Genomic DNA, 24,801 nt, shown 5'->3' with positions numbered 1-24,801 from the left:
CGCATCGTGCGAAAGCGGCCCCCGCTCGGGGGAGGCTGCCCGGGCCGCCCGGGCCGCCCGGGCAGCGTGTCGTGTCGTCAGTGCGCGTGCATGTAGACGAATGAGGCCATGGCGCCGCCGGCCAGCGGTCCGCAAACGGGAATCCAGGCGTAGCGCCAATCGCTGTTGCGCTTGCCGGGGATCGGCAGGATCGCATGCATGAGCCGGGGCGCGAGGTCGCGGGCCGGACTCATCGCATAGCCGGTCGGACCGCCGAGCGAAATGCCGATGCCGAGTACGAGCAGACCGACCGGCAGCGCATCGAGCGCGCCAAGTCCCACCTGGGGCGAGGCGAGATAGAGCACACCGAGAATGAGCACGAAGGTGCAGATCGTCTCGGTCAGCACGTTGTGCCCGACACTGCGAATCGCCGGTGCCGTGCAAAAGCAGGCGAGCTTGATATCAGGGTCGTCGGTCGTCGAGAAATGCTGCCGATAGGCCAGCCACACGAGCAACGCGCCGGCCATGCCGCCCAGCATCTGAGCGACCACATAGCCCGCCACCTTCGACCAGGCGAACTTGCCGGCCAGCGCGAGGCTGATGGTCACGACCGGATTCAGATGCGCGCCGCTGAACGATGCGGTGACATAGACGGCGACGAAAACCGCCATCGCCCAGCCCCAGACGATGACGATCAGATCGGCGCCCTTGCCTTTCGTGCGCGCGAGCAGCACGTTGGCTACGGCGCCATTGCCAAGCAGCACGAGCAATGCCGTGCCGAGGAATTCAGCGATGAGAGGAGACATGGTTGTTACTCCGGAATGGCTAGATTGACGGTGTCGACGTTGCGCGCGGTAAGGCCTGCTCGAGCATCGAGCGGCTGTCCGCGCTGCGGCTATGAAGACGTCAAAACGTTCTCGAACGCACGGCCCGCGCGTTCAAGAAGGCTCAGCTCGCGTCGGCCCAGGCTTTGGCCGCGGTGACGGCGCGCTGCCAGCCCGCGAGGCAGACCTCGGCGGCGCGCGCATCCATGGCGGGCGAGAAGCGCCGGTCGAGCTGCCACTGGCTTTGCAGCTCGTCGATACCGCCCCAGTAGCCGACCGCGAGGCCGGCGAGGTAAGCGGCCCCGAGCGCCGTCGTCTCGCTGATGCGGGGTCGCACGGCTGCCACGCCGAGCATGTCGGCCTGGAATTGCATGAGCAGATTGTTGGCGCAGGCGCCGCCGTCCACGCGCAGCTCGCCGATGCGAATACCGGAGTCGGCTTCCATTGCCTTGAGCACATCGACGGATTGATAGGCGATCGAATCGAGCGCGGCGCGCGCGATGTGCGCGCTCGTGGTCCCGCGCGTGACGCCGAAAAGCGTGCCGCGCGCCCGCGGATTCCAGTGCGGTGCGCCGAGCCCCGCGAACGCGGGTACGAGGTAGACGCCGTCGGAATGCGGCACGCTGGCCGCCAGTGCTTCGATATCGGCGGCGCGCTTAACGATGCCGAGGCCATCGCGCAGCCATTGCACGACGGCACCTGCGATGAAGATGCTGCCCTCGAGCGCATACTCGACGCGCTCGCCGATCTTCCAGGCGAGCGTCGTGACGAGATTGTTCTTCGACTCGATTGGCTTGTTGCCGGTGTTCATGACGAGAAAGCACCCGGTGCCGTAGGTGTTCTTCACCATGCCCGAGCGCGTGCACATCTGTCCGAAGAGCGCCGCATGCTGATCGCCCGCAATGCCGGCGAGCGGAATTTTCGACGCGAATACGGTCGTCACGGTCGGCCCGTAGACTTCCGATGAATCGCGCACTTCAGGCAGCATGCTGCGCGGAATGTCGAGCGCCTCGAGCAGGTCCGCGTCCCATTGCAGCGTGTGAATGTTGAACAGCATCGTGCGCGAGGCGTTCGTCACATCCGTGATATGCAGCGCGTGCTTCGTGAAATTCCAGACGAGCCAACTGTCTACGGTGCCGAACGCGAGCTGGCCGCGCTTCGCTTTCTCGCGTGCCCCGGGGACGTTGTCGAGAATCCAGCGGATCTTGGTCGCCGAGAAGTAGGCGTCGATCGGCAGCCCGGTCTTCGCCCGCACGGTTTGTTCGAGACCTTGCTGCTTGAGCGAGTCGCAAAACGCCGCAGTGCGCCGGTCCTGCCAGACGATGGCGTTATGAACGGGCTGGCCGGTCTCGCGGTCCCAGACGATCGTCGTTTCGCGTTGGTTCGTGATGCCGATGGCGGCAATCGATGTCCCATTCAAGCCGGCGCGCGTGACGGCTTCGGCGGCGACACCGGCCTGAGTCGACCAGATTTCCTGCGGATCGTGTTCGACCCAGCCCGGCTGCGGATAGATCTGGCGGAACTCCTTCTGGGCGGCCGATACGATGTTGCCGTGGCGATCGAACAGCATCGCACGTGAACTCGTCGTGCCCTGATCGAGCGCGAGAATGTATTGGTCCTGCATCGTCTCTTCTCCATGTGTTGTCATAGATTTTGATGCGCCGCGGATAACTCGCTTGCGGCGGGCCCTCGGGTGAAACGTTCATTGCAGCGCCGGTACGAGCCTCTAGCGGGCCTTGGCGCGCTGCTCAGTGCTGCGCCGGCGTCAGCGTGGCCGGCGCGGCGGCCGGCAGGCGTGCGAACCATGCGTCGATCGATGCGCTTGCTTCGGTCAGCGTGCCGGCCGGAAGATGCAGGCCGACCTTGGAGCGGCGCCACAGCACGTCGTATGCGCAGCGCGCCCATTCGGTGTCGCGCAGGTATCGCAACTCGCACTCGAACAAGCCGGGGGCGAGCGGTGCGCCGAGATCCGCGAGCGAGCGCGCTTCGCCGAGCATGCGCACCGCGCGCGTGCCGTACGCATGCGCATAGCGGCGCGCGAGCTCGGCGGGCAGCCACGGATGTTCGCTTGCGAACCGCGTGGCGAACCGTTCGAATTGCGCGCCGGGGATGTCGCCACCCGGCAGCGGCGCGCCGGCAGTCCAAGCCGGTGCCGACCGGCCGAGCGCGTGGGCGAGCCGGTCGACGGCTTCTTCGGCGAGCTTGCGAAAGGTCGTGATCTTGCCGCCGAACACCGACAGCAGCGGGGCTTCACCTTCTCGCGCATCGAGCTCCAGCCGATAGTCGCGCGTCACGGCCGATGGATCGTCCGCCCCCTCCTCCTCGAGCAGGGGCCGCACGCCGGAGTAAGTCCAGCAAACATCGGCGGGCGAGATCTTGCGTTTGAAATAGCGGTTGATCGATTCGCACAGATAGCGTGTTTCGTTCTCGTCGATCGACACGCGCGCCGGGTCGCCGTGGTATTCGACGTCGGTCGTGCCGATCAACGTGAACTCGTGCTCGTATGGAATGGCGAAAATGATCCGCTTGTCCGGGTTCTGAAAGATATAGGCGTGATCATGATCGAACAGGCGCCGCGTGACGATGTGGCTTCCTTTGACGAGCCGAACGGTGTGATGTGCCGCGCGGCCGAGCGCATCGTGCAGCAGCGTGCCGACCCAAGGTCCGGCCGCATTCGCCAGTGCGCGCGCGCGTATCGTGAACGGGGTGCCGTCGGCGCCCGCGAGTTCGGCATGCCATTCGCCGCCTGAACGCACGGCCTTGACGAGCCGTGTACGCGTGGCGATGGCCGCGCCGTGCTCGGCCGCATCCACCGCATTGAGTACGACGAGCCGGGCGTCGTCGACCCACCCGTCCGAGTAGACGAAGCCGCGTTCGATCGAATCCACGAGCGGCGCGCCGGCCGGGTGCCGACGCATGACGATGCCCCGCGAGCCCGCCAGCAGCTCGCGCCGTGCAAGATGATCGTAGAGGAAGAGCCCCGCGCGAATGAGCCACGCCGGACGCAGATTCGGCATATGGGGCATGACGAAGCGCAGCGGCCGAATGATATGGGGCGCGGAACGCAACAGCGTCTCGCGCTCTTGCAGCGCCTTGCGCACGAGCCCGAATTCCTTGTATTCGAGATAGCGCAGTCCGCCGTGAATGAGCTTGGTGCTGGACGACGACGTGTGCCCCGCAAGGTCGTCCTGCTCGACGAGCGCGACCCTGAGCCCGCGCCCCGCGGCGTCGCGCGCGATCCCCGCGCCGTTGATCCCGCCGCCCACGACGAGCAGATCGTATGGGCTGCCTTGCGTCAGTTGCCGTGCTCCCGTGCCCTCAGCGGCCATTGCGACTCCGATTGAAAACGAAACGAACCTATCATGTTCGTTTGCGAAATCTATCGAACATTATCGAAAAAGTAAAGTGCGGTATTCGGTCTCGAATCGAACATGTCGCGTTGCCGATGTGCGCTGCGCGCGGGGAGGCTACCATCACGGGAAACGGACGAAGAGGTGGACGATGCTTGAACGGATTCGACGCGGCGCGGCGGTGACGGCCGTGCTCTTGACTGGCTGCGCGGGGTGGGACGGATTCAGCACGCCGTCGCTGGGCGCGCTCGAGCAGGTGTGCGGCGCATCGGCTGATTACGGCGCGCAGACGGCGACCGTCTATCCGGCCTTACTGGACGCTTATGTGGCCTACCGCCATGGCAGGCTGTCGCAAAACGAGTACTGCGGCTTTCAGACGTCGATCGCCCGCGAGCACGCAACATTGGCCGCAGGCGGGGCGAGCGCCTCCACCGGCTGGGCCGATTTCATCAACGACGCGCGCGCCAAAGCGCTCAGTTGGCGCGCCGCGGTGGACCCGACATTGCGTGGCTGACGTCCAAAGACGAAAGATGCGCCGACCCGTGCCACGCGCTGCGCCGCGCGCAGCGCGGGTCGGGTGCGCTAGGAAAAGCGTTTGATGGCTTTGATGGCCGAGTCGCCCGACTCGGTCAAGCGCCATTCCTGAAGACCCGACGCCAGACTTTCGAGCCGCACCAGTTGTTGTTCGAGCAGTGCATCGAGCTCTTCTCGGGCCATATCGACTTGGTTGGGAGCATCCTTGACGAGCAGCAACGTGGCGAATTCATGCGGACTCAGCATCGTTCTCTCCATGGGCAATCGAATTGCCTCGGCAACCGGCGTTCGGCTGCCGGCGTGCTCAACCTATCGGGAGCAGGTCAGGTGGTACCCGCACCGCGCAGCCATAGCGCGTCGGGGAACTGGAGTGTAGTCAAGCGCCCGTTCTTCTCCAAATCATCCCCTCAAAATTTTCTGTTTGACAATTGCCCGGGCCGGAAGCGGTTCACTCGCGCCCGTTATTTCGCGAAATTACTTCAAGTTTCGCGTGCGTCGCAGCATGGACCGACGCGTTCGGTGTAGGCGCCCGCTCGGCATCCAGGGCGGGCGTGCCATAAGAGCCTTGGCTCACGCCGCGAGCCTTTGCTCACTCATCCGCGGCGACATAGACTTGCGTACCTGCGGCCGAAATCGTTTCCGCCATTTCGGGCGGCGGTGGGGCATCGGTGAAAAGCGCGTGAATCTGGTTCAGGTGCCCCTGGCGAACGAGGGCCGGGCGGCCGAATTTGGAGTGGTCGGCGGCCAACAGTGTCGTACGCGCCTGCTGGATGATCGCTTCGGCCACGCGAACCTCGCGCGTGTCGAAGTCGCGCAACGTACCGTCGGGCTCGATGCTCGAGGTGCCGATGACCGCGAAGTCGACCTTGAACTGACGGATGAAATCGATCGCGAGTTCGCCGACGATGCCCTTGTCCCATGGCCGGACGATTCCCCCGGTGACGAGCACTTCGCAGTCGGGATAGCCGCTCATCATGTTGGCGACGTTCAGATTGTTCGTAATGACGCGCAGCCCGCGATGGCGATTCAATGCCCGTGCGACCTCCTCGGTGGTCGTGCCGAGGTTGATGAAAAGCGAGGCCTGGTCGGGGATGTGAGAGGCGAGCAACGCGGCGATGCGGCGTTTTTCCTCATGGAACATGCGTTGCCGCGCCGTGTAGGAGACGTTTTCCGAGCTCGTCGGCAAACTTGCTCCGCCGTGGTAGCGACGCAGCAGGTTCATGTCGGAGAGCCAGTTCACGTCGCGGCGGATCGTCTGCGGCGTCACGTTGAAATGCGCGGCGAGGTCTTCCACCGTGACGAAGCCATCGCGCTGCACCCAGTCGAGCAGTTCCTGCTGGCGGGCGTTCAGGCTTAAGCGAGGGTCTCGGGTCATGGCGGGGCTGAGCGCGGCGATTGAAGAGGGGGTATTGTAGGGCCTGTTCGCGCTGGTTACAGGCCCTCGAACGAGCCGGGCCGGCTGCAGTGGATCGATCGAGATAAACGCGAATTCCGGAAAACCCAAGATGACGCATTTCGACTGGCACAACCCGTACCCGACACCGCGTCTGCCCGTGTTCGCCCGCAATGTCGTGGCGACTTCGCATCCGCTCGCCGCACAGGCGGGGCTGCGCATGATCTGGGAGGGCGGCAACGCCGTCGATGCCGCATTGGCGGCCGCCGCCGTGCTGACGATTGTCGAGCCCGTGTCGTGCGGCCTCGGTGGCGATGCGTTCGCGCTCGTCTGGGACGGCGAAGCGCTTCATGGGCTCAATGCTTCGGGCGTGGCACCGGCAGCCTGGAGCGTCGACTATTTCAGGCGCCGTCATGGCGAAAGCGCGCGCGGCATAGCGGCGCAGCCCAAGCGCGGCTGGGACACCGTCACGGTCCCCGGCGTGGTGGCCGGCTGGGAAGCGCTGAGCGAGAAATTCGGCGAACTCTCGTTTTCGGACATCATGGCGCCCGCCATCGAGATCGCCGAGCGAGGGCACGCCGTCGCGAACATCGTGGCAAGAAAGTGGGCGGCGGCCGTGCCCGAACTCCAGGGCCAGCCGGGGTTTGCCGAAGCCTTCATGCCGCATGGGCGCGCGCCGTCGCCGAGCGAGCTCGTGCGCTTCGCAGGTCATGCGCGCACGTTGCGCGAGCTGGCCGAATCGGGCCCGCGCGCGTTCTACGAAGGCGAGCCGGCCGAGCGCATCGCCGCGTTCGCGCGCGATGGCGGCGGCGCGCTGACGGCGGCCGATTTGCGCGATTACCGTGTCGAATGGGTCGAGCCCATCACGAAAGACTATCGCGGCTACACCGTGCATGAAATTCCGCCGAACGGCCAGGGCATCGCGGCACTCATCGCGCTCGGCATACTGTCGCGCTTCGACCTGAAGGCGCTTGCACGCGACGGCGTGGATTCGCAGCATATGCAGATCGAGGCGATGAAGCTTGCCTTCGCGGACGTCTACCGCTACGTCGCGGACCCGCGGGCAATGGAGATCTCGCCGGCCGAATTGCTCGACGATGCCTATCTCGCCGCGCGCGCGGCATGCATCGATCCGCGCCGCGCCACGCATCCCGCTTTCGGGATGCCGCGCGCGGGCGGCACCATCTATCTTTCGGCTGCCGACGAGCGCGGGATGATGGTGAGTTTCATCCAGTCGAACTATATGGGATTCGGTTCGGGCGTCGTCGTGCCGGGCACGGGCATCGCTTTGCAAAACCGCGGCTGCGGTTTTTCGATGGATCCGCGCTCGCCCAACGCAGTGGCAGGCGGCAAGCGTCCGTTTCACACGATCATTCCGGCGTTCGTCACGCAGCGCGAGGGCGCTCACGTGTGGCCCGTGATGAGCTTTGGCGTCATGGGCGGCGATATGCAGCCGCAAGGCCATCTGCAATCGATCGTGCGCATGCTCGATTATGGCCAGCAGCCGCAGGCGGCTTGCGATGCCCCGCGCTGGAAGGTCAATCGGGATTTCTCGATCGATCTCGAGTCGACGTTCGAGCCAGAGGTGGCACGCGCCTTGGAGGCGCGCGGCCATCGGATCGCGGCGTTCGACGATCCCTACATGGATTTCGGCTCCGGCCAGTACGTCTGGAAGCTGGAGCACGGCAACGCCGAGCGCGGCTATGTGGCCGCCAGCGATAGCCGGCGCGATGGGCTTGCGGCCGGGTTTTGAGCCGACGGGCCGATCGTCTGTAATACGGCGAAAGATGAGCGAATCGTCCGAAGGTTCTATGGCGGCCTCAGGGCCGGAACCGGAAGATGACTGCGCGGTCACTGTCTGTGTCGAAGCAGTATCGGACAAGTCCGGCTAACATGCCGGGAAAACGGATCGAAAAGTTCAAAACGCCGCATCCGATGAACCGGCTCGAAGCGAGGGCTTCGCGCCGGGCCGATCGCCGGCCGCGATCGGTTCGGGGGACGCGGCTTTCGGAGCGCAACGCAATGTACACCGAATCCAAGCACGCACTGCCTTGGCGTATCGAGGATATCGATCTGACGCGGATCGATCGTCGACGCGCCGCGACGAACGAAGATCTGCTGTTGCTCTTGTGCGCGGCGTCATTCATCGAGAGCGGCACGGACCTCTATACGAGCAACCTCACCGCCTATTTCGACGGAGATCCCGAGGTCTCCGCATGGCTCAACGACGAGTGGGAACCTGAAGAGCTGCAGCATGGGCGCGCGCTGAAAGCCTATATCAACCATGTCTGGCCCGAGTTCGACTGGGATACGTCGTTTCGGAACTTCTTCGAGGAATACTCGACGACTTGCTCGGTCGAGGAGTTCGAAAAAACGCGCGCGCTCGAAATGGTGGCCCGCTGTGTCGTCGAAACCGGTACGGCCACGCTCTATCGTGCCATCAACGAATGCTCCGACGAACCGGTGCTCAAGGAGATCACCGATCACATCCGGACGGACGAAGTGCGCCATTACAAGCACTTTTTCAAATACTTCAAGAAGTACAACGTGATCGAGGGGAACGGCCGCCTGGCTGTCCTGGGCGCGCTGCTGCGCCGGGTCATCGAAATCAAGAGCGAGGATTCGGAGATCGCGCTGCGTCACGTCTTTGCGACGCGCTATCCCGAGCGCGCACACGATACCGAGTACAACCGTGCGCGTACCGCGCGGATCAGCTCGCTCGTGCGCCGCAATCTCTCGGCCGACATGTGCGTGAAAATGCTGCTCAAGCCACTCGACATTCCGGCGCGCATCCAGCCGGGTGTCCATTACCCGCTCGCGAAGATGGCGCAGCACGTCTTCTTCCGCTGAGCCGAGCGCGCGCACCCCGATGTCCGATTCCTCCTCGCGCGAACGTGCGCTCGCAGTGCAGGCGTTCGATGAATGGCCGCCCGTGCTGCGTGCGCTCTTCGATGGCACCGGGCTTGCCGGCAAGGAAGGCTTTACGGCTTGTCTTGTCGTCGCGGATGCCGATGCGCAGGGCCCTCTGCGCACTTCGCTATTGAGCGCGGGCGAGCTCTATGCGCCCGATTCGCGCTCGCTGGCCTTCGCCCTGTGGCCCGCCGCGCGTGCAGCACGCATGCTGGACGCGGCCGCGCGTCGTGGGGGCGGGCGAGCCGCGCTCACGTTCGTTCACGAGGGTGCTTTCTATCAGGTGCAGCTGCGGGTGGACGCGCTCGAGGTCGAGGGGGGCGGACCGCTCGCGTGCTTCATCGCGTCGATCGACTCGGCCGATGCGCAACAAGTCGGCTACGCGAAGCTCACGTCGGGCATTACGTTCGAGCTGCAGTCGCAGCAAAGGCAGGCGGTGATCGATCGCTGGCAGCAGCAGATCGAGCGCTTGCGTCGCGCTGTGGCATCGAGATGCCAAGCGGACCGAGGAGCGGCAAGTCCTTGATTGTCGCGACGAGCCGCTCGCGTCGGGCTCAGCGGCGGCGCGCCCTGTCGCCGGCGGGGCCGGCAGGCGAGCGCGGCTTGCCGCCTAGCAGCGCGCCGGGATCGCCCGAGCGCACTCCCGTGCCGCGTGCCGTGTCGCGCTTGGCACCGGCGGACGGAGCGGCCTGCGCGGCTTGAGCAGCCGGCTCCCGTCGCGCGGCCGATTCGGGTTTGGCGGCCCCGCGCGCGGGCGAACGTTGCCCGCTCTTCGGCGGTTGCCCAGCGGCAGGCCGCGATCCATCGCTTGCTTTGGGCGTCGCGGTACCACTGCGGCGCTCACCGGTGCGGCCTTTGGCGTTGCTGCCATGAGCGCTGTCATTGAGACCGCCGTTACCGTTACCGCTGCCGTTTGCTTTGCCTTTCGCATGGCCTGCAGCGCCGCTCTTGCCCGCGCCACTTTCGCGGCGTGAAGCTTGAGCCGCGGGCGCAGCCGGCGCTTTGGCGCTTTGAGACGTCTCGCGCCGCGGCGCTTGCGCGCGCGGCTGGCGCGCTGCGCCACCTTGACCGCGGCGCTGCTGGATCGGCTCGGGTTTTACGTTCGGGTCCGGCTCGAAGCCCGGAATCACCTCTTGCGGCAATGTCTGCCGGGTCAGCTTTTCGATGTCCTTCAGCAGTTGGCGCTCGTCGACGCACACGAGCGAAATCGCCTCGCCGGTCGAACCTGCACGGCCGGTCCGCCCGATCCGGTGAACGTAGTCTTCGGGAACGTTCGGCAGATCGAAGTTGACCACGTGCGGCAATTGATCGATGTCGATGCCGCGCGCCGCGATGTCCGTTGCGACGAGCACCTGCAGCGTGCCGTCCTTGAACTCCGCGAGCGCGCGTGTGCGGGCCGATTGGCTCTTGTTGCCGTGGATGGCCAGCGCGCTGATTCCGTCTTTCGTCAGTTGCTCGGCCAGCCGGTTGGCGCCGTGCTTCGTGCGCGTGAACACGAGCACCTGGAACCAGGTGTTTTCGCGGATCAGATGCGTGAGCAGTTCGCGCTTGCGATCGCGATCGACGCTGTACACGCGCTGCGTGACAAGTTCGGTCGTCGTGTTGCGGCGTGCGACTTCGATAAGCGCCGGCGCGTCGAGCAGATTGTCGGCAAGCGCTTTGATCTCCTCCGAGAACGTCGCCGAAAAGAGCAGGTTCTGACGCTTGGGCGGCAGCTTGGCGAGCACGCGGCGAATATCGTGGATGAAGCCCATGTCGAGCATGCGGTCCGCTTCATCGAGCACGAGGATGTCGAGATGCGAGACGTCGATCGTCTTTTGCTGCATATGGTCGAGCAGCCGGCCCGGGGTCGCGACGACGATGTCGACTCCGCGCTTGAGCGCATCGATTTGCGGATTGATGCCGACGCCGCCGAACAGCACGGTCGACTTCAGCTGCAAGTACTTGCCGTAGGCACGCACGCTTTCCTCGACCTGAGCGGCGAGCTCGCGCGTCGGCGTCAGGATCAGCGCGCGCACGGCGTGCGGGCGGCGTGTGCCGGCAGCCTGCCCGGCGCGCGGCGCGGCGAGCCGCTGCAGGATCGGCAACGTGAAGCCGGCTGTCTTGCCGGTGCCGGTCTGCGCGCCGGCAAGCAGGTCGCCACCGGCGAGCACGGCGGGGATGGCCTGCTTCTGGATCGGGGTGGGCGAGGTGTAGCCGAGCTCATGAACAGCCCGTACCAGCGGTTCGGACAGGCCGAGGGAATCGAAGGACATAGTTTTCTTCAAATGCGGGATGACGGCTGTCCGTCACGCATGCCGCGTGCCGCGAAGGCGGCCGTGCGGCGAACGTGCGAGCGCGGCGCTGTTGGCGCCGGCCAGCCTGGGTTCCGGCGGGGCCGGTTGGCTTCGCCGGAAATGCGAAGGGCGCGGCCGCGGTAATCCGCATGGCCGCGCCCTTGGTGGTTCATGTGCTCAATCGAGCGGCGCCGAGCGAAGATCCGTCACTTGCTGTGGCGAAATCGCAGAGCCCTTGTTGCCCCACGACTGACGGATGTACGTCACGACGGCTGCGACTTCCTGATTCGTCAGCGCTTGCGCGAACGGCGGCATGCCGTACGGTTTCGGGTTGGCACCCGTGCTCGGCGGATAACCTCCATTCAGCACCATGCGGATCGGATTGACCGCCGACGGCATCTGGATCGATTGGTTGTTCGCGAGCGGCGGGTATGCCGGCGGCTTGCCGAGGCCGTTTGCGGAATGGCAGGTCGCGCATTTGTCGCCGTAGACCTTCTTGCCCAGCTCGAAGAGTTCGCCGCCGAACTTCTCCGACGTCTCGTACTGCATCGTCTCGGGCGCTTCCTTCTTCTGCGGAATGGTCTTCAGATACGTGGCCATCGCACGGACGTCCTCGTCCGACAAGTACTGCAGGCTGTTGTGGACGACCTCTGCCATCGGACCGAACACGGCGCCGCGCTGCGACACGCCGTTCTTGAGCAGATTGGCGATGTCCGTGATGTCCCAGTCGCCGAGGCCCGCTTCCTTGTTCGAGGTGAGCGACGGCGCGTACCAGTTCTGCAGCGGAATCAGACCGCCGGCGAACGCGGCCGAATTGACGGGGCCGCCCATCATGTTGATCGACGTATGGCACATCGAGCAGTGGCCGAGGCCTTCGACGAGATACGCGCCGCGGTTCCATTCGACCGACTTCGTCGGATCGTCCTTGTAGACGCCTTCGCGGAAAAACAGCGTACGCCAGCCGATCAGCAGGTTGCGATTGTTAAACGGGAAGCGCAGTTCATGCGGACGGCTCGGCACGGAGGCCGGCGGCACCGAGCGCAAGTAGGCGTAGATCGCGTCCGAATCCTCGCGCGTCACCTTCGTGTAGCTCGCGAACGGGAAAGCCGGGTAGAGCAGGCTGCCGTCCTTCGAGCGGCCCGTGTGCATGGCGCGATAGAAATCGTCCGACGACCATTTGCCGATACCGTATTGATCGTCCGGGGTGATGTTCGGCGTATAGAGCGTGCCGAACGGCGTGGCCATCGGCAGGCCGCCCGCGAATTGCTGACCGCCGCGTACGGTGTGGCATGCGATGCAATCGCCGGCGCGGGCAAGGTATTCGCCGCGCTTCACGAGCGCAGCCTGGTCGGCCGGCGTGGCTGCCTGGGCCGAGCCGTTGTGCAGGTTATCGCTGCCCGTCCAGAGGACGGAGCCGAGCGCGGCGGCCGTCAGGACGACAGCCGACAGCGCGAACAGTGACTTGCGTTTCATGGGTATGTCTCTCCTCGCGCTTATTGCGGTTCGCTACCGCAGGCAAGCGGAGTCTTCATCGAGCGGGCCGGAGCCGGAACGGGGTTTTTCGGGGCGGGCTGAGTCGAAAGCCACGCGGCGACGGCGTTGACGTCGTCATCGGTCAGGCGCGTCGCGATCTCATGCATGCAATCGGGCGCTTTGGCGTGGCGCGTGCCACTGCGCCAGGCGCCCAGCTGCGCGCTGATGTAGTCCTGGTGCAGTCCGACGAGACCCGGAATCGCCGGCTCCATGCCCGTCAAGCTCTTGCCGTGGCAGGCGGCGCAGGCGGGAATGTTCTTCGAGGCATCGCCGTTCAGCACGATTTCCTTGCCGCGCGCGAGCGTCTCCGGCGACACCGTCGGCTTGGCGGGGGCCGGGTAGGGCGGGCGCTGCTTCGAGAAGTAATCGGCGATCTCGTGCAGGTATTCGTCCGAGAGGTACGTGACGAGGTAGTTCATCGGCGGATACTTGCGCCGGCCCTCGCGGAAATTTTGCAATTGATTGAACAGATACTCGGCCGGCTTACCCGCGAGGCGCGGGAAGTAGTCGTTATCGGTGCCCTGCCCATGGCTGCCATGGCACGCCGTGCAGCCTTGCACGCGCTGTTCCATCGTATCCGGGGCCTTCGGCTGGGTTTGCGCTTGTGCGCTCGTTGCGACGCCAGCACCACCGATCAGCAAGAGGGCGAGTAGCGGGCGGAAAATGCGTCTGGAAGACACGCGTAACTCCATCGTTATTCGGGGACCTGCCGGACTTCGATCGGCCCGGTGCGGTGCTGCGAGCTGGCCTACAGCTCGAGGCAAATTGTTCGACGAATTGTTCGGCGAATTGTTCGGGTTTGCCACACTTGCAGCGGCGACCCGCGGCGTTGCGACGCAGCATTCTATCATCGATGCCTGTCACGAGCTATTTGCCTCAGGCGACGTAAATCCGTCCCGATGCGGCGGCGCGACAATTTGACGCGCATATTCGATGCGCTCCGGGTTGTCCGGCATACACCGTTCGGCCGCGCCAAGGTCCCGTTCCGTTCCCGATATGCACGGCTCGCGTACACTCTCGGCTGCGTCGGACCGGGGCGGCCCACGGATTCCACGGATTCGCGCTTTGCGCGGCATCGTGCGCGCCGGCCGCCCCGGTTTTTTCTCGTTAGCCCCCTCGTTTGTCCTGCCTGCCGATGAAGCGATCCTTCCCCAATTCCCGTATGACCCGATCCCGCCGTTCCAGTCGAGTTGCCGGCCGGCATCCGCATGTTCCCTTCGCGTTCGTGGAGCGTCAGTCCCGATGAGCGCTTCCGGCCTGCTGATCGGTCAAGTCGCGCTGACCGCGCTCGTTCATGTCGCCTTTGCATTTGCCATCGGTTCGGCGCTTTTCGAGCGATGGCTCGCCGCGGACGGTGCGCTCGCGCGGACCGCGCCGTCGCATGCCGCCTGGCATCGGGCGCGCGCGTCGCTGATGGCCGCCGCGTTCGCGCTCGTGCTGGCGGAGGGCGGCTGGTTGCTGTATGAAGCCGGTGCGATGACGGGCGCGGGCGTAGCGGGCGGCTTGGCGGCTTTGCCGGATGTCGTCGGCACGACCCATGTCGGCCATGCCTGGTGCGTTGCATTCGCCGGCGCCGCCTGGCTGCTCATGGCGGCCCTCCTGTCTCGCGGCGGGCGCTTCGGGGCGGGGATGTTCTGGCTCGGCGCGCTCGCCAGCGCGGCCGGCACGGCTGCGATCGGGCATGCTGCCGATGCGGGCATACCCTCGCTCGGCTGGGCGATGCAGGCGGTTCACGTGCTGGCGACGGCCGTCTGGGGCGGCGTGGTGCTGGCCGGCGGGCTCGTGGTGCTGCCCGCGCTCGACACGTCGATCACGCGTATCGCGCTGATCCGCCTTGCGGACCGGGTCTCGAACGTATCGCTCGCGGCTTTTTGCGTTGTGCTGATTTCCGGTCTGGTCGGCGCGCAACGTGGGCTGGGAGGCTCGTTTGCGGCCTTGCGCGGGACTGCATGGGGACACGTGCTGACGCTCAAGCTCTCGCTCGTGCTGCTGGCTGTCGTGCTGGGGGCGCTCAATCGTACGTCGGCGTTGCCGCGGCTGCGCCGCAGCGCTTCGACGCTCGACGCGCATACGTTTCGCAACGTTCTACACCTCGAAGCACTGGTGATGGTCGCGATCTTCGTGACTGCGGCGGTGCTTGGGCTGACACCGCCCGGTCATACCTGATAGCGGCGTCGCGGCCTGGGCCGGCGATGACGATAGGCGCGAGGCCGTCATTCGTAGCCGAGGCGATGGCTGAGGATAGGGGCGCCAAACAGTGCGATCGCGCAGCCTGCCATCTTGCCTTCGAGTTCGGCCATTGCGCCCGGCAAGAAGTAAGAGTGCGACAACAGCCCGACGAGCTGCGGCGCGCAGTAAAGCAGCGCCGCGGCGATACCGGCCTTGTCCGCCCATGCAGCTTCCCAGCCGCGGCGCCAGAGCAGCGCCGCGGCCAGAACGCGCAGCACGCCGAACGTCACGAGCGCGCTGACCGCCATCTGTTCCCGGATCAAATAGTCGGGTAGATAGTCATGCATGGCGGTTTCTCCCTGATGTGTCGTTTTGCGGGGAGATACGCAAGAGCCGGGCCAGTCGTTCGCATCGATGGGGCGGCCCACCGCGAAGCCCTGTGCAGCAATGAATCGGGCTGCGACCGGGCGATTGCCCGATCGGCCGAGAGCGCCCGAAACGGCGGGCGTTACGCGCGTGCCGTTACGGGCGTAACGTTGAACGAACGTAACGTTGGGCGAACGTTACGCGGCATCGCGCAGCGCCGTGCGGCGCTTCGCGGTTACCACTCGGCGACGCTGCCATCCTCGTGGCGCCAAACCGGGTTGCGCCAGCGATGTCCGACTTTCGCCATCTCGCGCACCTTCGCCTCGTCGACTTCGACACCGAGTCCGGGCCCTTGCGGGATGGAGACGAAACCATCCTCGTACTTGAAGACTTCGGGGTTGCGGATGTAATCGAGCAAGTCGTTGCCCTGGTTGTAGTGGATGCCGAGGCTTTGCTCCTGAATGAATGCGTTGTAGCTGACGGCGTCGAGTTGCAGGCACGCCGCCAGCGCGATCGGGCCGAGCGGGCAGTGCAGCGCGATCGCGACGTCATAGGCCTCGGCCATCGTCGCGATCTTGCGGCACTCGCTGATGCCGCCCGCGTGCGAGGCGTCCGGCTGGAGAATGTCGACGTAGCCGCCTTGCAGAATCTGCTTGAAGTCCCAGCGCGAATAGAGCCGCTCGCCGAGCGCGATCGGGGTGTTCGTCTGGTTCACGATGTCGCGCAGCGCTTCGGCGTTTTCCGAGAGCACCGGCTCTTCGATGAACAGGAGCTTGTACGGATCGAGCTCTTTCGCGAGCACCTTCGCCATCGGCTTGTGAATACGACCGTGGAAGTCCACGCCGATGCCCACGTGCGGGCCGACCGCCTCGCGCACGGCCGCCACATTCGCGATGACGCGTTCGACTTTGTCGAAGGTATCGACGATCTGCACTTCCTCCGAGCCGTTCATCTTGAGCGCTTTGAAGCCGCGCTCGACTACCGCGCGCGCGTTGTTCGCCACATCGCTCGGGCGGTCGCCGCCGATCCACGAATACACCTTGATACGGTCTCGCACCTGGCCGCCCAGCAGGGCGTGGACAGGCACGCCATGGTGCTTGCCCTTGATGTCCCAGAGCGCCTGGTCGATGCCTGCGATCGCGCTCATCGAGATGGGGCCGCCGCGGTAAAAGCCGGCGCGATACATCACCTGCCAATGATCTTCGATGGCGAGCGGGTCCTTGCCGACCAGATAATCGGCCAGTTCCTCGACCGCCGTCTGAACCGTATGCGCGCGACCTTCGACGACCGGCTCGCCCCAGCCGACGATCCCTGCGTCGGTTTCGATCTTCAGAAACAGCCAGCGCGGCGGCACGACGAACGTTTCGAGCTTGGTGATTTTCATGGATCCCTCTCCTCCTTTGACTGTGCAGGGCGGTGGCGGCCTGAATGCCTGAATGACGGACAGCCGGGCGCTGTCCGATCGCGCCGAAAACGGTATCGTACCTCAACTTTGTTTAGAGTAATATTAATAGTACTTTTATAGCGGCGACTTCTTGCCCGGATCGACGGCTTGCGCTTTGCGCAGGCCCCGCGATAATCGCGGTCGACGGCCGTGAATCGCAACGGCCGGCGAAAGCAATTGGAAAGGAGAATCATCATCCAGCGTGATCTGCACGGACGCGTCGCCTACCTGCTGGCGACAGGCATTTTGCGGGGCGACTATGCGCCCGAAACGATCCTGCCGCGCGAGGCGGAGTTGATGAGCTCGTTCGGCGTGAGCCGGACCGTGCTGCGCGAAGCGCTGCGCACGCTAACATCGAAAGGGCTCGTGGAATCGCGGCCGAAAGTCGGTACCCGTGTGCGGCCGCGCCATGCCTGGAATCTGCTCGACGCGGATCTGCTCGATTGGTACTCGCAGGTGGCGCCGCCGCTCAGTTTCGCGCTGAAGCTGCAGGAAATGCGCGAGATGGTCGAGCCTTATGCGGCCGAACTGGCGGCGCGCGCCCATACGAGCGAGACGCTCGTCGCGCTCGAGCGCGCCCATGCCGCGATGGTGTCGGCGCGGACCGTCGACGAATGGGTACGCGCCGACCTCGGCTTTCATCTCGGCATTCTGGCCGCCTGCAGCAACGAGCTGCTGATGCCGCTCGGACCGCTGATCGGTCGCACGCTCGAAGCGCAACTGCTGCTCAATGCGAAACGCGCGGAGGTGTTCAACGCGTCGCTTGACGAGCATTCGGCGGTGTTCGATGCGATCCGGCAGCGCGACGCCGATGGGGCGCGGCGGGCCATGGCCGAGTTGCTGGGCACGACGCGCCGGCGCATCGAGGGCTGAAGCCTCCCTCGGCACTTCGCCGGTGCGCGTGCCGGTTGTGTGTGGAATGGGCGTTGCTTGTATACGAGCAAGCCGTCGCGAAGACGAGCGAGTATGGACAACCCATCCAGGAGGACATCATGCCACTACGCAAAGGCACGTCCCGCGAAGACGTTTCGAAGAACGTCAAGACCGAAATGAAGCACGGCAAACCGCAAAAGCAAGCTGTGGCCATCGCACTGAATCAGGCGCGCAAGCACGGCGCCAAGATTCCGAAGAAGAGCGAGAAGTAAGGCGCCGACAGTCCATGTCGCCATGGGCGCCAGGGCGCGAACGGCATTATCGAGTGCGCCCTGGACGGTTGCCCCGCTCCGGACGTTGCACCGCCCCGACGATCGGCCTATAAACGCACTGTTCGCATGTGGGCGGACCGTGCGCGCTCGTCGCGCGCAAAAACAACGAAGGAGACACGTCCCGCCATGGATTACGTCATCGGCATCGATATCGGCACGCAAAGTACGAAAGCTGTCCTCGTCGACGCGAGCGGCGCCATCGTCGCGCAGCATGCGCACGGCTACCGGCCCGACACGCCGCGACCGCTGTGGGCCGAACAATGGCCCGACGTCTGGTTCGACGCAGCGGTGCTTTGCATCGCGGCCTGCACGCGCGAGGCGCGCACGAAGGGCATCGCGGCAAGCGACATCAAAGCGCTGGCGATCAGCAGCCTGTACGGCGGGTCGGGCATCCCCGTCGATGACGAATTTCGCCCGCTTCATCCTTGCCTGATCTGGATGGACCGGCGCGCGACCGATCAAGTGGAATGGGTACGCCGCCATGTCGATGTCGAGCGTTTGCGGGCCATCACCGGTAACGGTGTCGACAGCTATTACGGCTTTACCAAAATGCTGTGGCTGCGAGAGCACAAGCCCGATGTCTGGAACCAGACCCGCTACTTTCTTCCTCCCAATGCTTATATCGCCTACCGGCTCACCGGCGAGCTCGCCGTCGATCACAGCTCGGCCGGCAACATCGGCGGCGTCTACGATGTCGCGCGCCGTAGCTGGTCGGACGAAGCGCTCGCCATGCTGGGCATTCCCGCTGCGCTGATGCCCCAGCGGCTCGTCGAATCGTCGGAAGCGGTGGGCGGCTTGTTGGCGTCATGGGCCGCCGAGCTCGGACTCGCGGCGGGCATGCCGATCGTTGCCGGCGGCGTCGATGCGGCCATCGCCACGCTGGCGGCCGGTGTCACGCGGGCCGGCCAGCATGTTGCGATGATCGGCACAAGCATGTGTTGGGGCTATATCAACCAGACCGTCGATGCGCGACATGGCCTGGTCAGCATGCCGTATGTGCTCAATGGCCGGCGCGATCTCTACATCTTCGGCGGGGCCAGCTGCGCGGGGGCTTGCGTGAGCTGGTATCGCGATCAGTTCTGCCAGGCCGAGGTCGAGGCGGCGCGCGCGCTCCCGCACGGCGACCCACACCAACTGCTCGAAACCGCCGCCGCTGAAGTTCCAGCGGGCTGCGAGGGCGTGATGTTTCTGCCTTATCTGATGGGCGAGCGCAGTCCGATCTGGGACCCGCAGGCGAGCGGTGCATTCGTCGGTCTCAACCTCGTCCATACGCGCGCGCACCTCTACCGTGCCGTGCTGGAGGGCGTGGCGTTCGCGCTGCAGCACAACATCGACGCGGGACGACGAGGCGCGCAGTCGCTCGACGAGCGGCTCATCGTCGTGGGCGGGGCCGCGCATTCGAATCTGTGGATGCAGATCATCGCCGACGTGACGGGCTATCCGGTCTACACGATCGAACAGGAAGTCGAGGCCGCCATTGGGGCGGCGCTGCTTGCGGCGCTCGGTACCGGAATCGTGACCGAAGAGGCCGCCGCACGCGGCTGGGTGACGCTGCGGGAGCACGCACGGCCCGACGCCGGCAGACGCGCGATCTACGCGCAACGGTTCGACGTCTACAAGGCGCTCTACCCCGCGCTGCGCGAATCGATGCACGCGTTGCGGACAGATCAGACAGGCTTGTAGAGATAATCATCACAAGCACTTGTCACGATCGTATCGCCTGATATAGGATGGTTGCCAATCTGCGCTCACGCCGCGTTGTGTGGCGCACCATTCAGGCATCTTTCCATGTCAGAAGCTACATCCCAGGCGGTGGTCGCGCTGCGTGGCGCTGCGCCGCCTCATCCGTTGCGTAATGCGGGCGTGTCGTTCGATGCCGCATGGTTCGATACGCTGCGCGTCAATCAATCGGCCGTCGTGCGCCGCACGGCGACGCTCGGCACTCGCCGCTCGGTCAAGAAGGACGCCCAGGCGGCATGGCTGTTGAAGGCCGTGACCTGCATCGATCTGACGACGCTCGCCGGCGACGATACGGAGGCGCGCGTGCGGCGTCTGGCCGCCAAGGCGCGTCGGCCGATTCGCGACGACCTCCTCGAGGCGCTCGGCATGGGCGACGCGCGGCTGACAACCGGCGCCGTGTGCGTCTATCACCGCTTCGTCGCGGCCGCGGTCGACGCGCTGGCGGGCAGCGGCATTCCCGTTGCGGCCGTGTCGACGGGCTTTCCGGCCGGCCTGATCCCGCATCCGCTCAAGCTCAAGGAAATCGAAGCGTCGGTGGCCGACGGCGCGGCGGAGATCGACATCGTCGTGACGCGTGAACACGTGCTGACCGGCAACTGGCGCGCGCTTTACGACGAAGTGCGCGAGTTTCGCGCCGCATGCGGGGCGGCCCACTTGAAGGCGATTTTGGCGACGGGCGACATCCGCACGCTGTCGAACGTGGCGAAGGCTTCGATGGTCTGCATGATGGCCGGCGCGGACTTCATCAAGACGTCGACGGGCAAGGAAGGCGTGAACGCCACGCTCGACGTTTCGCTCGTGATGACGCGCATGATCCGCGAGTACGGGGAGCGAACGGGCTTCGCCATCGGCTTCAAGCCGGCAGGTGGGGTCTCCACGGCCAAATCGGCACTTGCGTATCAAATTCTGATGAAGGAAGAACTCGGCCGCCCCTGGCTCGAACCCGCGCTGTTTCGCATCGGCGCGTCGAGCCTGCTGGCCGATATCGAGCGGCAGCTCGAACACCACGTCAGCGGCCGCTATTCCGCTTTCAACCGACACCCTCTAGCCTGACCGAGCGCACTGCGATGAGCGTAGCCGAGTACTTTGCTTCGATGGATTACGGTCCCGCACCCGAGGACGATCAGCCGGCGCGTGCGTGGCTTGCCGCACACGAGGGCCGGTTCGGACATTTCATCGGGGGCGCGTGGCGCGCGCCGTCGGCCGGCGAGACATTCGATGTGCTGGCGCCGGCGAGCGGCGAAACGCTTGCGCGCGTGGCCCAGGGCGATGCGGCCGATGTCGATGCGGCCGTCGCGGCCGCTCGCGCTGCACAGCCGGGCTGGCAAGCGCTGGGCGGCGCGGGCCGCGCGCGCCACCTCTACGCACTTGCACGGATGGTGCAGCGCGAGAGCCGTCTCTTTGCCGTGCTCGAAGCGCTCGACAACGGCAAGCCGATTCGCGAGACGCGCGATATCGACGTGCCGCTCGTCGCACGCCACTTCCTGCATCACGCGGGCTGGGCTCAGTTGCAAGACAGCGAATTCGCGGGTTTCACGCCGCTTGGCGTGATCGGCCAGATCGTGCCGTGGAACTTCCCGCTTTTGATGCTCGCGTGGAAGATCGCACCGGCCATCGCGCTCGGTAATTGCGTTGTGCTGAAACCGGCCGAATACACGCCGCTGACGGCGCTGCTGTTCGCGGAGCTGGCCCGGCGCGCCGGTCTGCCCGATGGCGTGCTCAATGTGGTCACGGGCGACGGGCGCACGGGTGCCGCCCTCGTCGAGCATGGCGACGTCGACAAGATCGCCTTCACGGGCTCGACCGAAGTCGGCCGACTCATTCGCGCTGCCACGGCGGGCTCCGGCAAGTCGCTGACGCTCGAACTCGGCGGCAAATCGCCGTTCATCGTTTTCGACGATGCGGACCTCGACGGTGCCGTCGAGGGCGTTGTCGACGCCATCTGGTTCAATCAGGGGCAAGTCTGCTGCGCGGGTTCGCGGCTGCTCGTTCAAGAAGGCATCGAGCGGCGTTTCATCGACAAGCTCAAGCGCCGCATGGCGACGCTACGGATCGGCCCGTCGCTCGACAAGGGCATCGATATGGGCGCGATCGTCGACAGCGTGCAGCTCGCGCGCATCGAGGCGCTTGTCGAAACGGGCCGGCGTGAAGGCTGCACGATCTGGCAGCCGCGAGAAGTCGAGTTGCCGGCGCGCGGCGTCTTTTATGCGCCGACGCTGGTGACCGGCGTCGCACCCGCATCGACGCTCGCGCAGGAGGAAATCTTCGGCCCCGTCTTGACGGTCATGAGCTTTCGCACGCCGGACGAAGCCGTCGAGCTCGCGAACAACTCGCGCTATGGGCTGGCCGCGAGCGTCTGGAGCGAAACGATCGGCCGCGCGCTCGACATCGCGCCGCGTCTTGCCTGTGGCGTGGTGTGGGTCAATGCGACGAATCTCTTCGATGCGGCCGTCGGGTTCGGCGGTTATCGCGAATCGGGCTATGGGCGCGAGGGCGGCAAAGAGGGCATCTACGAGTATTTGAAGCCGCCCGGCTGGAGCGGATTGCCATTGCGCGCCGAATCCGCACCGCGCGCGACATCGCCGGCCGGGGTCGTCGGCCAGCGCGACGACACCATTGCGCGCATCGACCGCACGGCCAAGCTGTATATCGGCGGCAAGCAGGTTCGGCCCGACAGCGGCTACTCGCGCGAGGTTCACGCGCCCGACGGTACCTTCGTCGGCGAAGTCGGCGACGGCAACCGCAAGGACATCCGCGATGCGGTAGCGGCGGCGCGTAGCGCGGACAAGTGGTCGCAAACGAGCGCGCATGGCCGGGCCCAGGTGCTCTACTATCTCGCGGAGAACCTTGCCGTGCGGGCCGAGGAGTTCGCCCAGCAACTCGTGCGCCGCACTGGAGCAGCGCGGCAGGATGCGTCGCGCGAAGTCGAGACATCGATCGCGCGTCTTTTCACCTACGCCGCGTGGGCCGACAAATTCGACGGTGCCGTACATGCACCGCCGCTGCGCGGCGTGGCGTTGGCGATGCATGAGCCGCTCGGGGTGATCGGCATAGCGTGTCCCGACGAAGCGCCGCTGGCGGCGTTTGTCTCGCTCGTGGCACCGGCGCTTGCGCTCGGCAATCGCGTCGTCGTGCTGCCGAGCGAGGCTTGCCCGCTGATGGCGACGGACTTCTATCAGGTCGTCGAAACGTCGGACGTGCCGGCCGGCGCGCTGAACATCGTCACGGGCGCGCGCGCGGCACTGTTGCCCGCGCTGGCCAAGCACGACGACGTCGACGCGCTCTGGTGCTTCGGGCCGGCTGCCGATTCGACGCTCGTCGAGCGCGAATCGGTCGGCAACCTGAAACGGACATTTGTCGACTACGGACGGCAAATCGACTGGTTCGATGCGATGAATGAGGGTTTGCCGTTCTTGCGCCAGGCTGTGCAAGTCAAGAACATTTGGATACCTTACGGCGATTGATTCGCGGCGGCGCGCTCGACGCGCGGGCAATACAATGCCGATGCCTCGCATCGTCAGGCGATAGGAGACAGGAGACAAGATGCTGAAGAATCTGAACCCGCTGTTGAACCCCGATGTTCTTTACGCGCTGAGCGCAATGGGGCACGGCGACGAAGTCGTGATCTGCGACGCCAATTTCCCCGCGGATTCAGTGGCTCGCGATACGAAGCTGGGCCGCCTGCTGCGCATGGATGGCGCCGATTCGGCGCAAGCCGTGCGCGCGGTGCTGTCGATCTTGCCGCTCGACACGTACGTCGAGGCGCCCGCGATGCGCATGGAAGTCGTCGGCGATCCGCAGGCGCTGCCGGCCGTGCAGCGCGAGGCGCAAGCGGAGGTCGACGCCGCCGAGGGGCGCAGCGTGCCGTTCGCGTCCATCGAGCGTCACGCTTTTTATGCCCGCGCGCGCAAGGCCTATTGCGTCATTGCGACGGGCGAGCTGCGCGGCTATGGCTGCTTCGTTTTCGCCAAGGGCGTGATTCTCGCGCCGGATGCCCCGAAGGTAATCCCCTCCGGGGATGCCCCGAAGGCAATCCCCTCCGGGGATGCGACCAAGGCAGCATGATGGGCGGGCGCGTCGTCATCCTCGGCATCTATGTGACGGACCTCGCGTTCCGGGCGTCACGCATGCCGCTCATCGGCGAGACGATTGCCGGCTCGACGTTTGCAATGGGTCCGGGCGGCAAAGGCTCGAACCAGGCGGTCGCCGCCGCGCGCGCCGGTGCCGAGGTCGTGTTTTGCACGCGGTTGGGCAACGACGCGTTCGGCGACATCGCGCGCGCGACCTGGCAGGCGGAGGGGATCGTGGCGCGCGCCACGAGTGTCGAGGGCATGGCGACGGGCGCGGCGCACATCTTCGTCGAAGAGGGAACGGGCCACAATGCGATCATCGTCGCGGCCGGCGCGGCCGGCACGATGGATGCCGGCGATGCGGACGCGATCGAAACCGATATCGCTTCGGCTCAGGTCTTCGTGACCCAGCTCGAGCAGCCGGTGGCAGCCGCCCGTCGCGGCCTCGAGATCGCGCGCCGCCATGGCGTGACCACGGTGCTCAATCCGGCTCCGGCGCTGCCGCTGCCCGACGATATCTTCGCGCTGTGCGACTATGTCACGCCGAACGAGACCGAGGCCGCCACGCTGACCGGCATCGAAGTGCGTTCGCGCGACGATGCGCGCAAGGCGGCCGATGCGCTGCTCGCGAAGGGTGCGGGTGCGGTCATCGTGACGCTTGGCGAGGCCGGCGCGCTCATGCACTCGCATGCGCGCTCGGTCTTCGTGCCGGCGTTCCGATGCGGACCCGTCATCGAGACGGCCGGTGCCGGCGATGGCTTCACGGGCGGCTTCGCGGCCGCGCTTGCACGCGGCGACGATCCGGTCGAGGCGATACGCTTCGGCTGTGCGCTCGCCGGTATTTCGGTCACGCGCCCGGGCACGGCGCCGTCGATGCCGCGACTCGCGGAAATCGAGTCGCTGCTCGGTGCGGCTGCGGCCGCGGGCTGAGGCGGAGCGCGACGCGCACATCGCGTGAAACAGGTTTCGCGCGGCAAACGCGAACGGTCCGAGCAAAAGATTTGGAGG

At 65.7% G+C, this 24,801-nt stretch carries 22 protein-coding genes; 12 read left to right on the top strand and 10 right to left on the bottom strand.

Features of this window, described 5'->3' with window-relative positions; translation table 11 throughout:
- Positions 1 to 77: 77 nt before the first annotated feature.
- From VGL01_RS12090 to glpD, 3 genes are all read right to left on the bottom strand, one after another.
- Entirely contained in the window at positions 78 to 785 is a 708-nt protein-coding gene (locus tag VGL01_RS12090; protein WP_331569544.1) for an MIP/aquaporin family protein, read from the bottom strand.
- A gap of 142 nt (positions 786 to 927) precedes the next feature.
- Positions 928 to 2,427 (bottom strand): glycerol kinase GlpK, encoded by a 1,500-nt coding sequence (glpK, locus tag VGL01_RS12085; protein WP_331569542.1) that lies wholly within the window; start codon positions 2,425 to 2,427, stop codon positions 928 to 930.
- 124 nt (positions 2,428 to 2,551) lie between these two features.
- Positions 2,552 to 4,102 (bottom strand): glycerol-3-phosphate dehydrogenase, encoded by a 1,551-nt coding sequence (gene glpD, locus VGL01_RS12080; RefSeq protein ID WP_331569669.1) that lies wholly within the window; start codon positions 4,100 to 4,102, stop codon positions 2,552 to 2,554.
- 202 nt (positions 4,103 to 4,304) lie between these two features.
- On the opposite strand from glpD, the gene VGL01_RS12075 reads away from it, so the two are divergent.
- Positions 4,305 to 4,667, top strand: a complete 363-nt coding sequence (locus VGL01_RS12075; RefSeq protein ID WP_331569539.1) for a hypothetical protein — start codon at positions 4,305 to 4,307, stop codon at positions 4,665 to 4,667.
- Positions 4,668 to 4,735: 68 nt separating this feature from the next.
- On the opposite strand, the gene VGL01_RS12070 is transcribed toward VGL01_RS12075, so the two are convergent.
- Positions 4,736 to 4,933: a hypothetical protein gene (locus VGL01_RS12070; RefSeq protein WP_173259182.1), complete on the bottom strand. Its 198-nt coding sequence runs from the start codon at positions 4,931 to 4,933 to the stop codon at positions 4,736 to 4,738.
- A 343-nt stretch (positions 4,934 to 5,276) separates the two neighbouring features.
- A complete protein-coding gene (locus VGL01_RS12065) occupies positions 5,277 to 6,062 on the bottom strand; it encodes a DeoR/GlpR family DNA-binding transcription regulator (protein ID WP_331569537.1) in 786 nt (261 codons plus the stop codon).
- A 130-nt stretch (positions 6,063 to 6,192) separates the two neighbouring features.
- Here VGL01_RS12065 and VGL01_RS12060 point away from each other — a divergent pair, with 130 nt between their 5' ends.
- The 3 genes from VGL01_RS12060 (at position 6,193) to VGL01_RS12050 (ending at position 9,516) form a co-directional block, all read left to right on the top strand.
- Positions 6,193 to 7,833, top strand: coding sequence for a gamma-glutamyltransferase family protein (locus tag VGL01_RS12060; protein ID WP_331569535.1), 1,641 nt, complete (start codon positions 6,193 to 6,195; stop codon positions 7,831 to 7,833).
- 269 nt (positions 7,834 to 8,102) lie between these two features.
- A complete protein-coding gene (locus tag VGL01_RS12055; protein WP_331569533.1) occupies positions 8,103 to 8,930 on the top strand; it encodes a ferritin-like domain-containing protein in 828 nt (275 codons plus the stop codon).
- A 19-nt stretch (positions 8,931 to 8,949) separates the two neighbouring features.
- The gene (locus VGL01_RS12050; protein ID WP_331569531.1) at positions 8,950 to 9,516 is read left to right on the top strand and encodes a hypothetical protein; all 567 of its coding nucleotides are present in this window, start codon (positions 8,950 to 8,952) and stop codon (positions 9,514 to 9,516) included.
- A gap of 28 nt (positions 9,517 to 9,544) precedes the next feature.
- On the opposite strand, the gene VGL01_RS12045 is transcribed toward VGL01_RS12050, so the two are convergent.
- The 3 genes from VGL01_RS12045 to VGL01_RS12035 all read right to left on the bottom strand — a co-directional run bounded on the left by VGL01_RS12045 (position 9,545) and on the right by VGL01_RS12035 (position 13,491).
- Entirely contained in the window at positions 9,545 to 11,245 is a 1,701-nt protein-coding gene (locus VGL01_RS12045) for a DEAD/DEAH box helicase (protein ID WP_331569529.1), read from the bottom strand.
- A gap of 198 nt (positions 11,246 to 11,443) precedes the next feature.
- Positions 11,444 to 12,739, bottom strand: coding sequence for a cytochrome c (locus VGL01_RS12040; RefSeq protein ID WP_331569527.1), 1,296 nt, complete (start codon positions 12,737 to 12,739; stop codon positions 11,444 to 11,446).
- A gap of 20 nt (positions 12,740 to 12,759) precedes the next feature.
- Positions 12,760 to 13,491 carry a c-type cytochrome gene (locus VGL01_RS12035; protein WP_331569525.1) on the bottom strand — a complete coding sequence of 244 codons (732 nt, stop codon included), beginning with the start codon at positions 13,489 to 13,491 and terminating at the stop codon, positions 12,760 to 12,762.
- Between the two features lie 550 nt (positions 13,492 to 14,041).
- Between VGL01_RS12035 and VGL01_RS12030 the strand changes: the two genes are divergently transcribed.
- Positions 14,042 to 14,965, top strand: coding sequence for a CopD family protein (locus tag VGL01_RS12030; protein ID WP_331569523.1), 924 nt, complete (start codon positions 14,042 to 14,044; stop codon positions 14,963 to 14,965).
- A 47-nt stretch (positions 14,966 to 15,012) separates the two neighbouring features.
- Here the strand turns inward: VGL01_RS12030 and VGL01_RS12025 are convergent, their stop codons facing one another.
- Together VGL01_RS12025 and dgoD are read right to left on the bottom strand one after the other, a co-directional pair.
- Positions 15,013 to 15,315 carry a hypothetical protein gene (locus tag VGL01_RS12025; protein ID WP_331569521.1) on the bottom strand — a complete coding sequence of 101 codons (303 nt, stop codon included), beginning with the start codon at positions 15,313 to 15,315 and terminating at the stop codon, positions 15,013 to 15,015.
- A gap of 254 nt (positions 15,316 to 15,569) precedes the next feature.
- The gene (gene dgoD / locus VGL01_RS12020; protein WP_331569519.1) at positions 15,570 to 16,718 is read right to left on the bottom strand and encodes a galactonate dehydratase; all 1,149 of its coding nucleotides are present in this window, start codon (positions 16,716 to 16,718) and stop codon (positions 15,570 to 15,572) included.
- 252 nt (positions 16,719 to 16,970) lie between these two features.
- Here dgoD and VGL01_RS12015 point away from each other — a divergent pair, with 252 nt between their 5' ends.
- The 7 genes from VGL01_RS12015 (at position 16,971) to rbsK (ending at position 24,723) form a co-directional block, all read left to right on the top strand.
- Complete coding sequence (locus VGL01_RS12015; RefSeq protein ID WP_331569667.1) at positions 16,971 to 17,651, top strand: FadR/GntR family transcriptional regulator; 681 nt, start codon at positions 16,971 to 16,973, stop codon at positions 17,649 to 17,651.
- Positions 17,652 to 17,770: 119 nt separating this feature from the next.
- The gene (locus VGL01_RS12010; RefSeq protein ID WP_331569517.1) at positions 17,771 to 17,923 is read left to right on the top strand and encodes a DUF6496 domain-containing protein; all 153 of its coding nucleotides are present in this window, start codon (positions 17,771 to 17,773) and stop codon (positions 17,921 to 17,923) included.
- Between the two features lie 186 nt (positions 17,924 to 18,109).
- Positions 18,110 to 19,666, top strand: coding sequence for an FGGY-family carbohydrate kinase (locus VGL01_RS12005; protein ID WP_331569515.1), 1,557 nt, complete (start codon positions 18,110 to 18,112; stop codon positions 19,664 to 19,666).
- Between the two features lie 105 nt (positions 19,667 to 19,771).
- Entirely contained in the window at positions 19,772 to 20,776 is a 1,005-nt protein-coding gene (deoC, locus tag VGL01_RS12000; RefSeq protein WP_331569513.1) for a deoxyribose-phosphate aldolase, read from the top strand.
- 14 nt (positions 20,777 to 20,790) lie between these two features.
- Positions 20,791 to 23,187 (top strand): aldehyde dehydrogenase family protein, encoded by a 2,397-nt coding sequence (locus tag VGL01_RS11995; RefSeq protein WP_331569512.1) that lies wholly within the window; start codon positions 20,791 to 20,793, stop codon positions 23,185 to 23,187.
- Between the two features lie 79 nt (positions 23,188 to 23,266).
- A complete protein-coding gene (locus tag VGL01_RS11990; RefSeq protein WP_331569510.1) occupies positions 23,267 to 23,788 on the top strand; it encodes an RbsD/FucU family protein in 522 nt (173 codons plus the stop codon).
- Positions 23,788 to 24,723 carry a ribokinase gene (rbsK, locus tag VGL01_RS11985; protein WP_331569665.1) on the top strand — a complete coding sequence of 312 codons (936 nt, stop codon included), beginning with the start codon at positions 23,788 to 23,790 and terminating at the stop codon, positions 24,721 to 24,723. Before VGL01_RS11990 ends, rbsK begins: the two co-directional genes overlap by 1 nt.
- Positions 24,724 to 24,801: the final 78 nt, after the last annotated feature.

The organism is Trinickia sp. (genome assembly GCF_036503415.1).
Classification (GTDB): domain Bacteria; phylum Pseudomonadota; class Gammaproteobacteria; order Burkholderiales; family Burkholderiaceae; genus Trinickia.
This window is presented reverse-complemented; position numbering and strand designations above follow the sequence as displayed.

Coding starts and splice junctions, on each gene's coding strand:
- VGL01_RS12010 (WP_331569517.1), top strand. CDS start 17,771: ATGCCACTACGCAAAGGCACGTCCCGCGAAGACGTTTCGAAGAACGTC.
- VGL01_RS12040 (WP_331569527.1), bottom strand. CDS start 12,739: ATGAAACGCAAGTCACTGTTCGCGCTGTCGGCTGTCGTCCTGACGGCC.
- glpK (WP_331569542.1), bottom strand. CDS start 2,427: ATGCAGGACCAATACATTCTCGCGCTCGATCAGGGCACGACGAGTTCA.
- deoC (WP_331569513.1), top strand. CDS start 19,772: ATGTCAGAAGCTACATCCCAGGCGGTGGTCGCGCTGCGTGGCGCTGCG.
- VGL01_RS12065 (WP_331569537.1), bottom strand. CDS start 6,062: ATGACCCGAGACCCTCGCTTAAGCCTGAACGCCCGCCAGCAGGAACTG.
- VGL01_RS12005 (WP_331569515.1), top strand. CDS start 18,110: ATGGATTACGTCATCGGCATCGATATCGGCACGCAAAGTACGAAAGCT.
- VGL01_RS12070 (WP_173259182.1), bottom strand. CDS start 4,933: ATGCTGAGTCCGCATGAATTCGCCACGTTGCTGCTCGTCAAGGATGCT.
- VGL01_RS12035 (WP_331569525.1), bottom strand. CDS start 13,491: ATGGAGTTACGCGTGTCTTCCAGACGCATTTTCCGCCCGCTACTCGCC.
- VGL01_RS12050 (WP_331569531.1), top strand. CDS start 8,950: ATGTCCGATTCCTCCTCGCGCGAACGTGCGCTCGCAGTGCAGGCGTTC.
- VGL01_RS12025 (WP_331569521.1), bottom strand. CDS start 15,315: ATGCATGACTATCTACCCGACTATTTGATCCGGGAACAGATGGCGGTC.
- VGL01_RS12090 (WP_331569544.1), bottom strand. CDS start 785: ATGTCTCCTCTCATCGCTGAATTCCTCGGCACGGCATTGCTCGTGCTG.
- VGL01_RS12055 (WP_331569533.1), top strand. CDS start 8,103: ATGTACACCGAATCCAAGCACGCACTGCCTTGGCGTATCGAGGATATC.
- rbsK (WP_331569665.1), top strand. CDS start 23,788: ATGGGCGGGCGCGTCGTCATCCTCGGCATCTATGTGACGGACCTCGCG.
- VGL01_RS11995 (WP_331569512.1), top strand. CDS start 20,791: ATGAGCGTAGCCGAGTACTTTGCTTCGATGGATTACGGTCCCGCACCC.
- VGL01_RS11990 (WP_331569510.1), top strand. CDS start 23,267: ATGCTGAAGAATCTGAACCCGCTGTTGAACCCCGATGTTCTTTACGCG.
- dgoD (WP_331569519.1), bottom strand. CDS start 16,718: ATGAAAATCACCAAGCTCGAAACGTTCGTCGTGCCGCCGCGCTGGCTG.
- VGL01_RS12060 (WP_331569535.1), top strand. CDS start 6,193: ATGACGCATTTCGACTGGCACAACCCGTACCCGACACCGCGTCTGCCC.
- VGL01_RS12045 (WP_331569529.1), bottom strand. CDS start 11,245: ATGTCCTTCGATTCCCTCGGCCTGTCCGAACCGCTGGTACGGGCTGTT.
- VGL01_RS12075 (WP_331569539.1), top strand. CDS start 4,305: ATGCTTGAACGGATTCGACGCGGCGCGGCGGTGACGGCCGTGCTCTTG.
- VGL01_RS12030 (WP_331569523.1), top strand. CDS start 14,042: ATGAGCGCTTCCGGCCTGCTGATCGGTCAAGTCGCGCTGACCGCGCTC.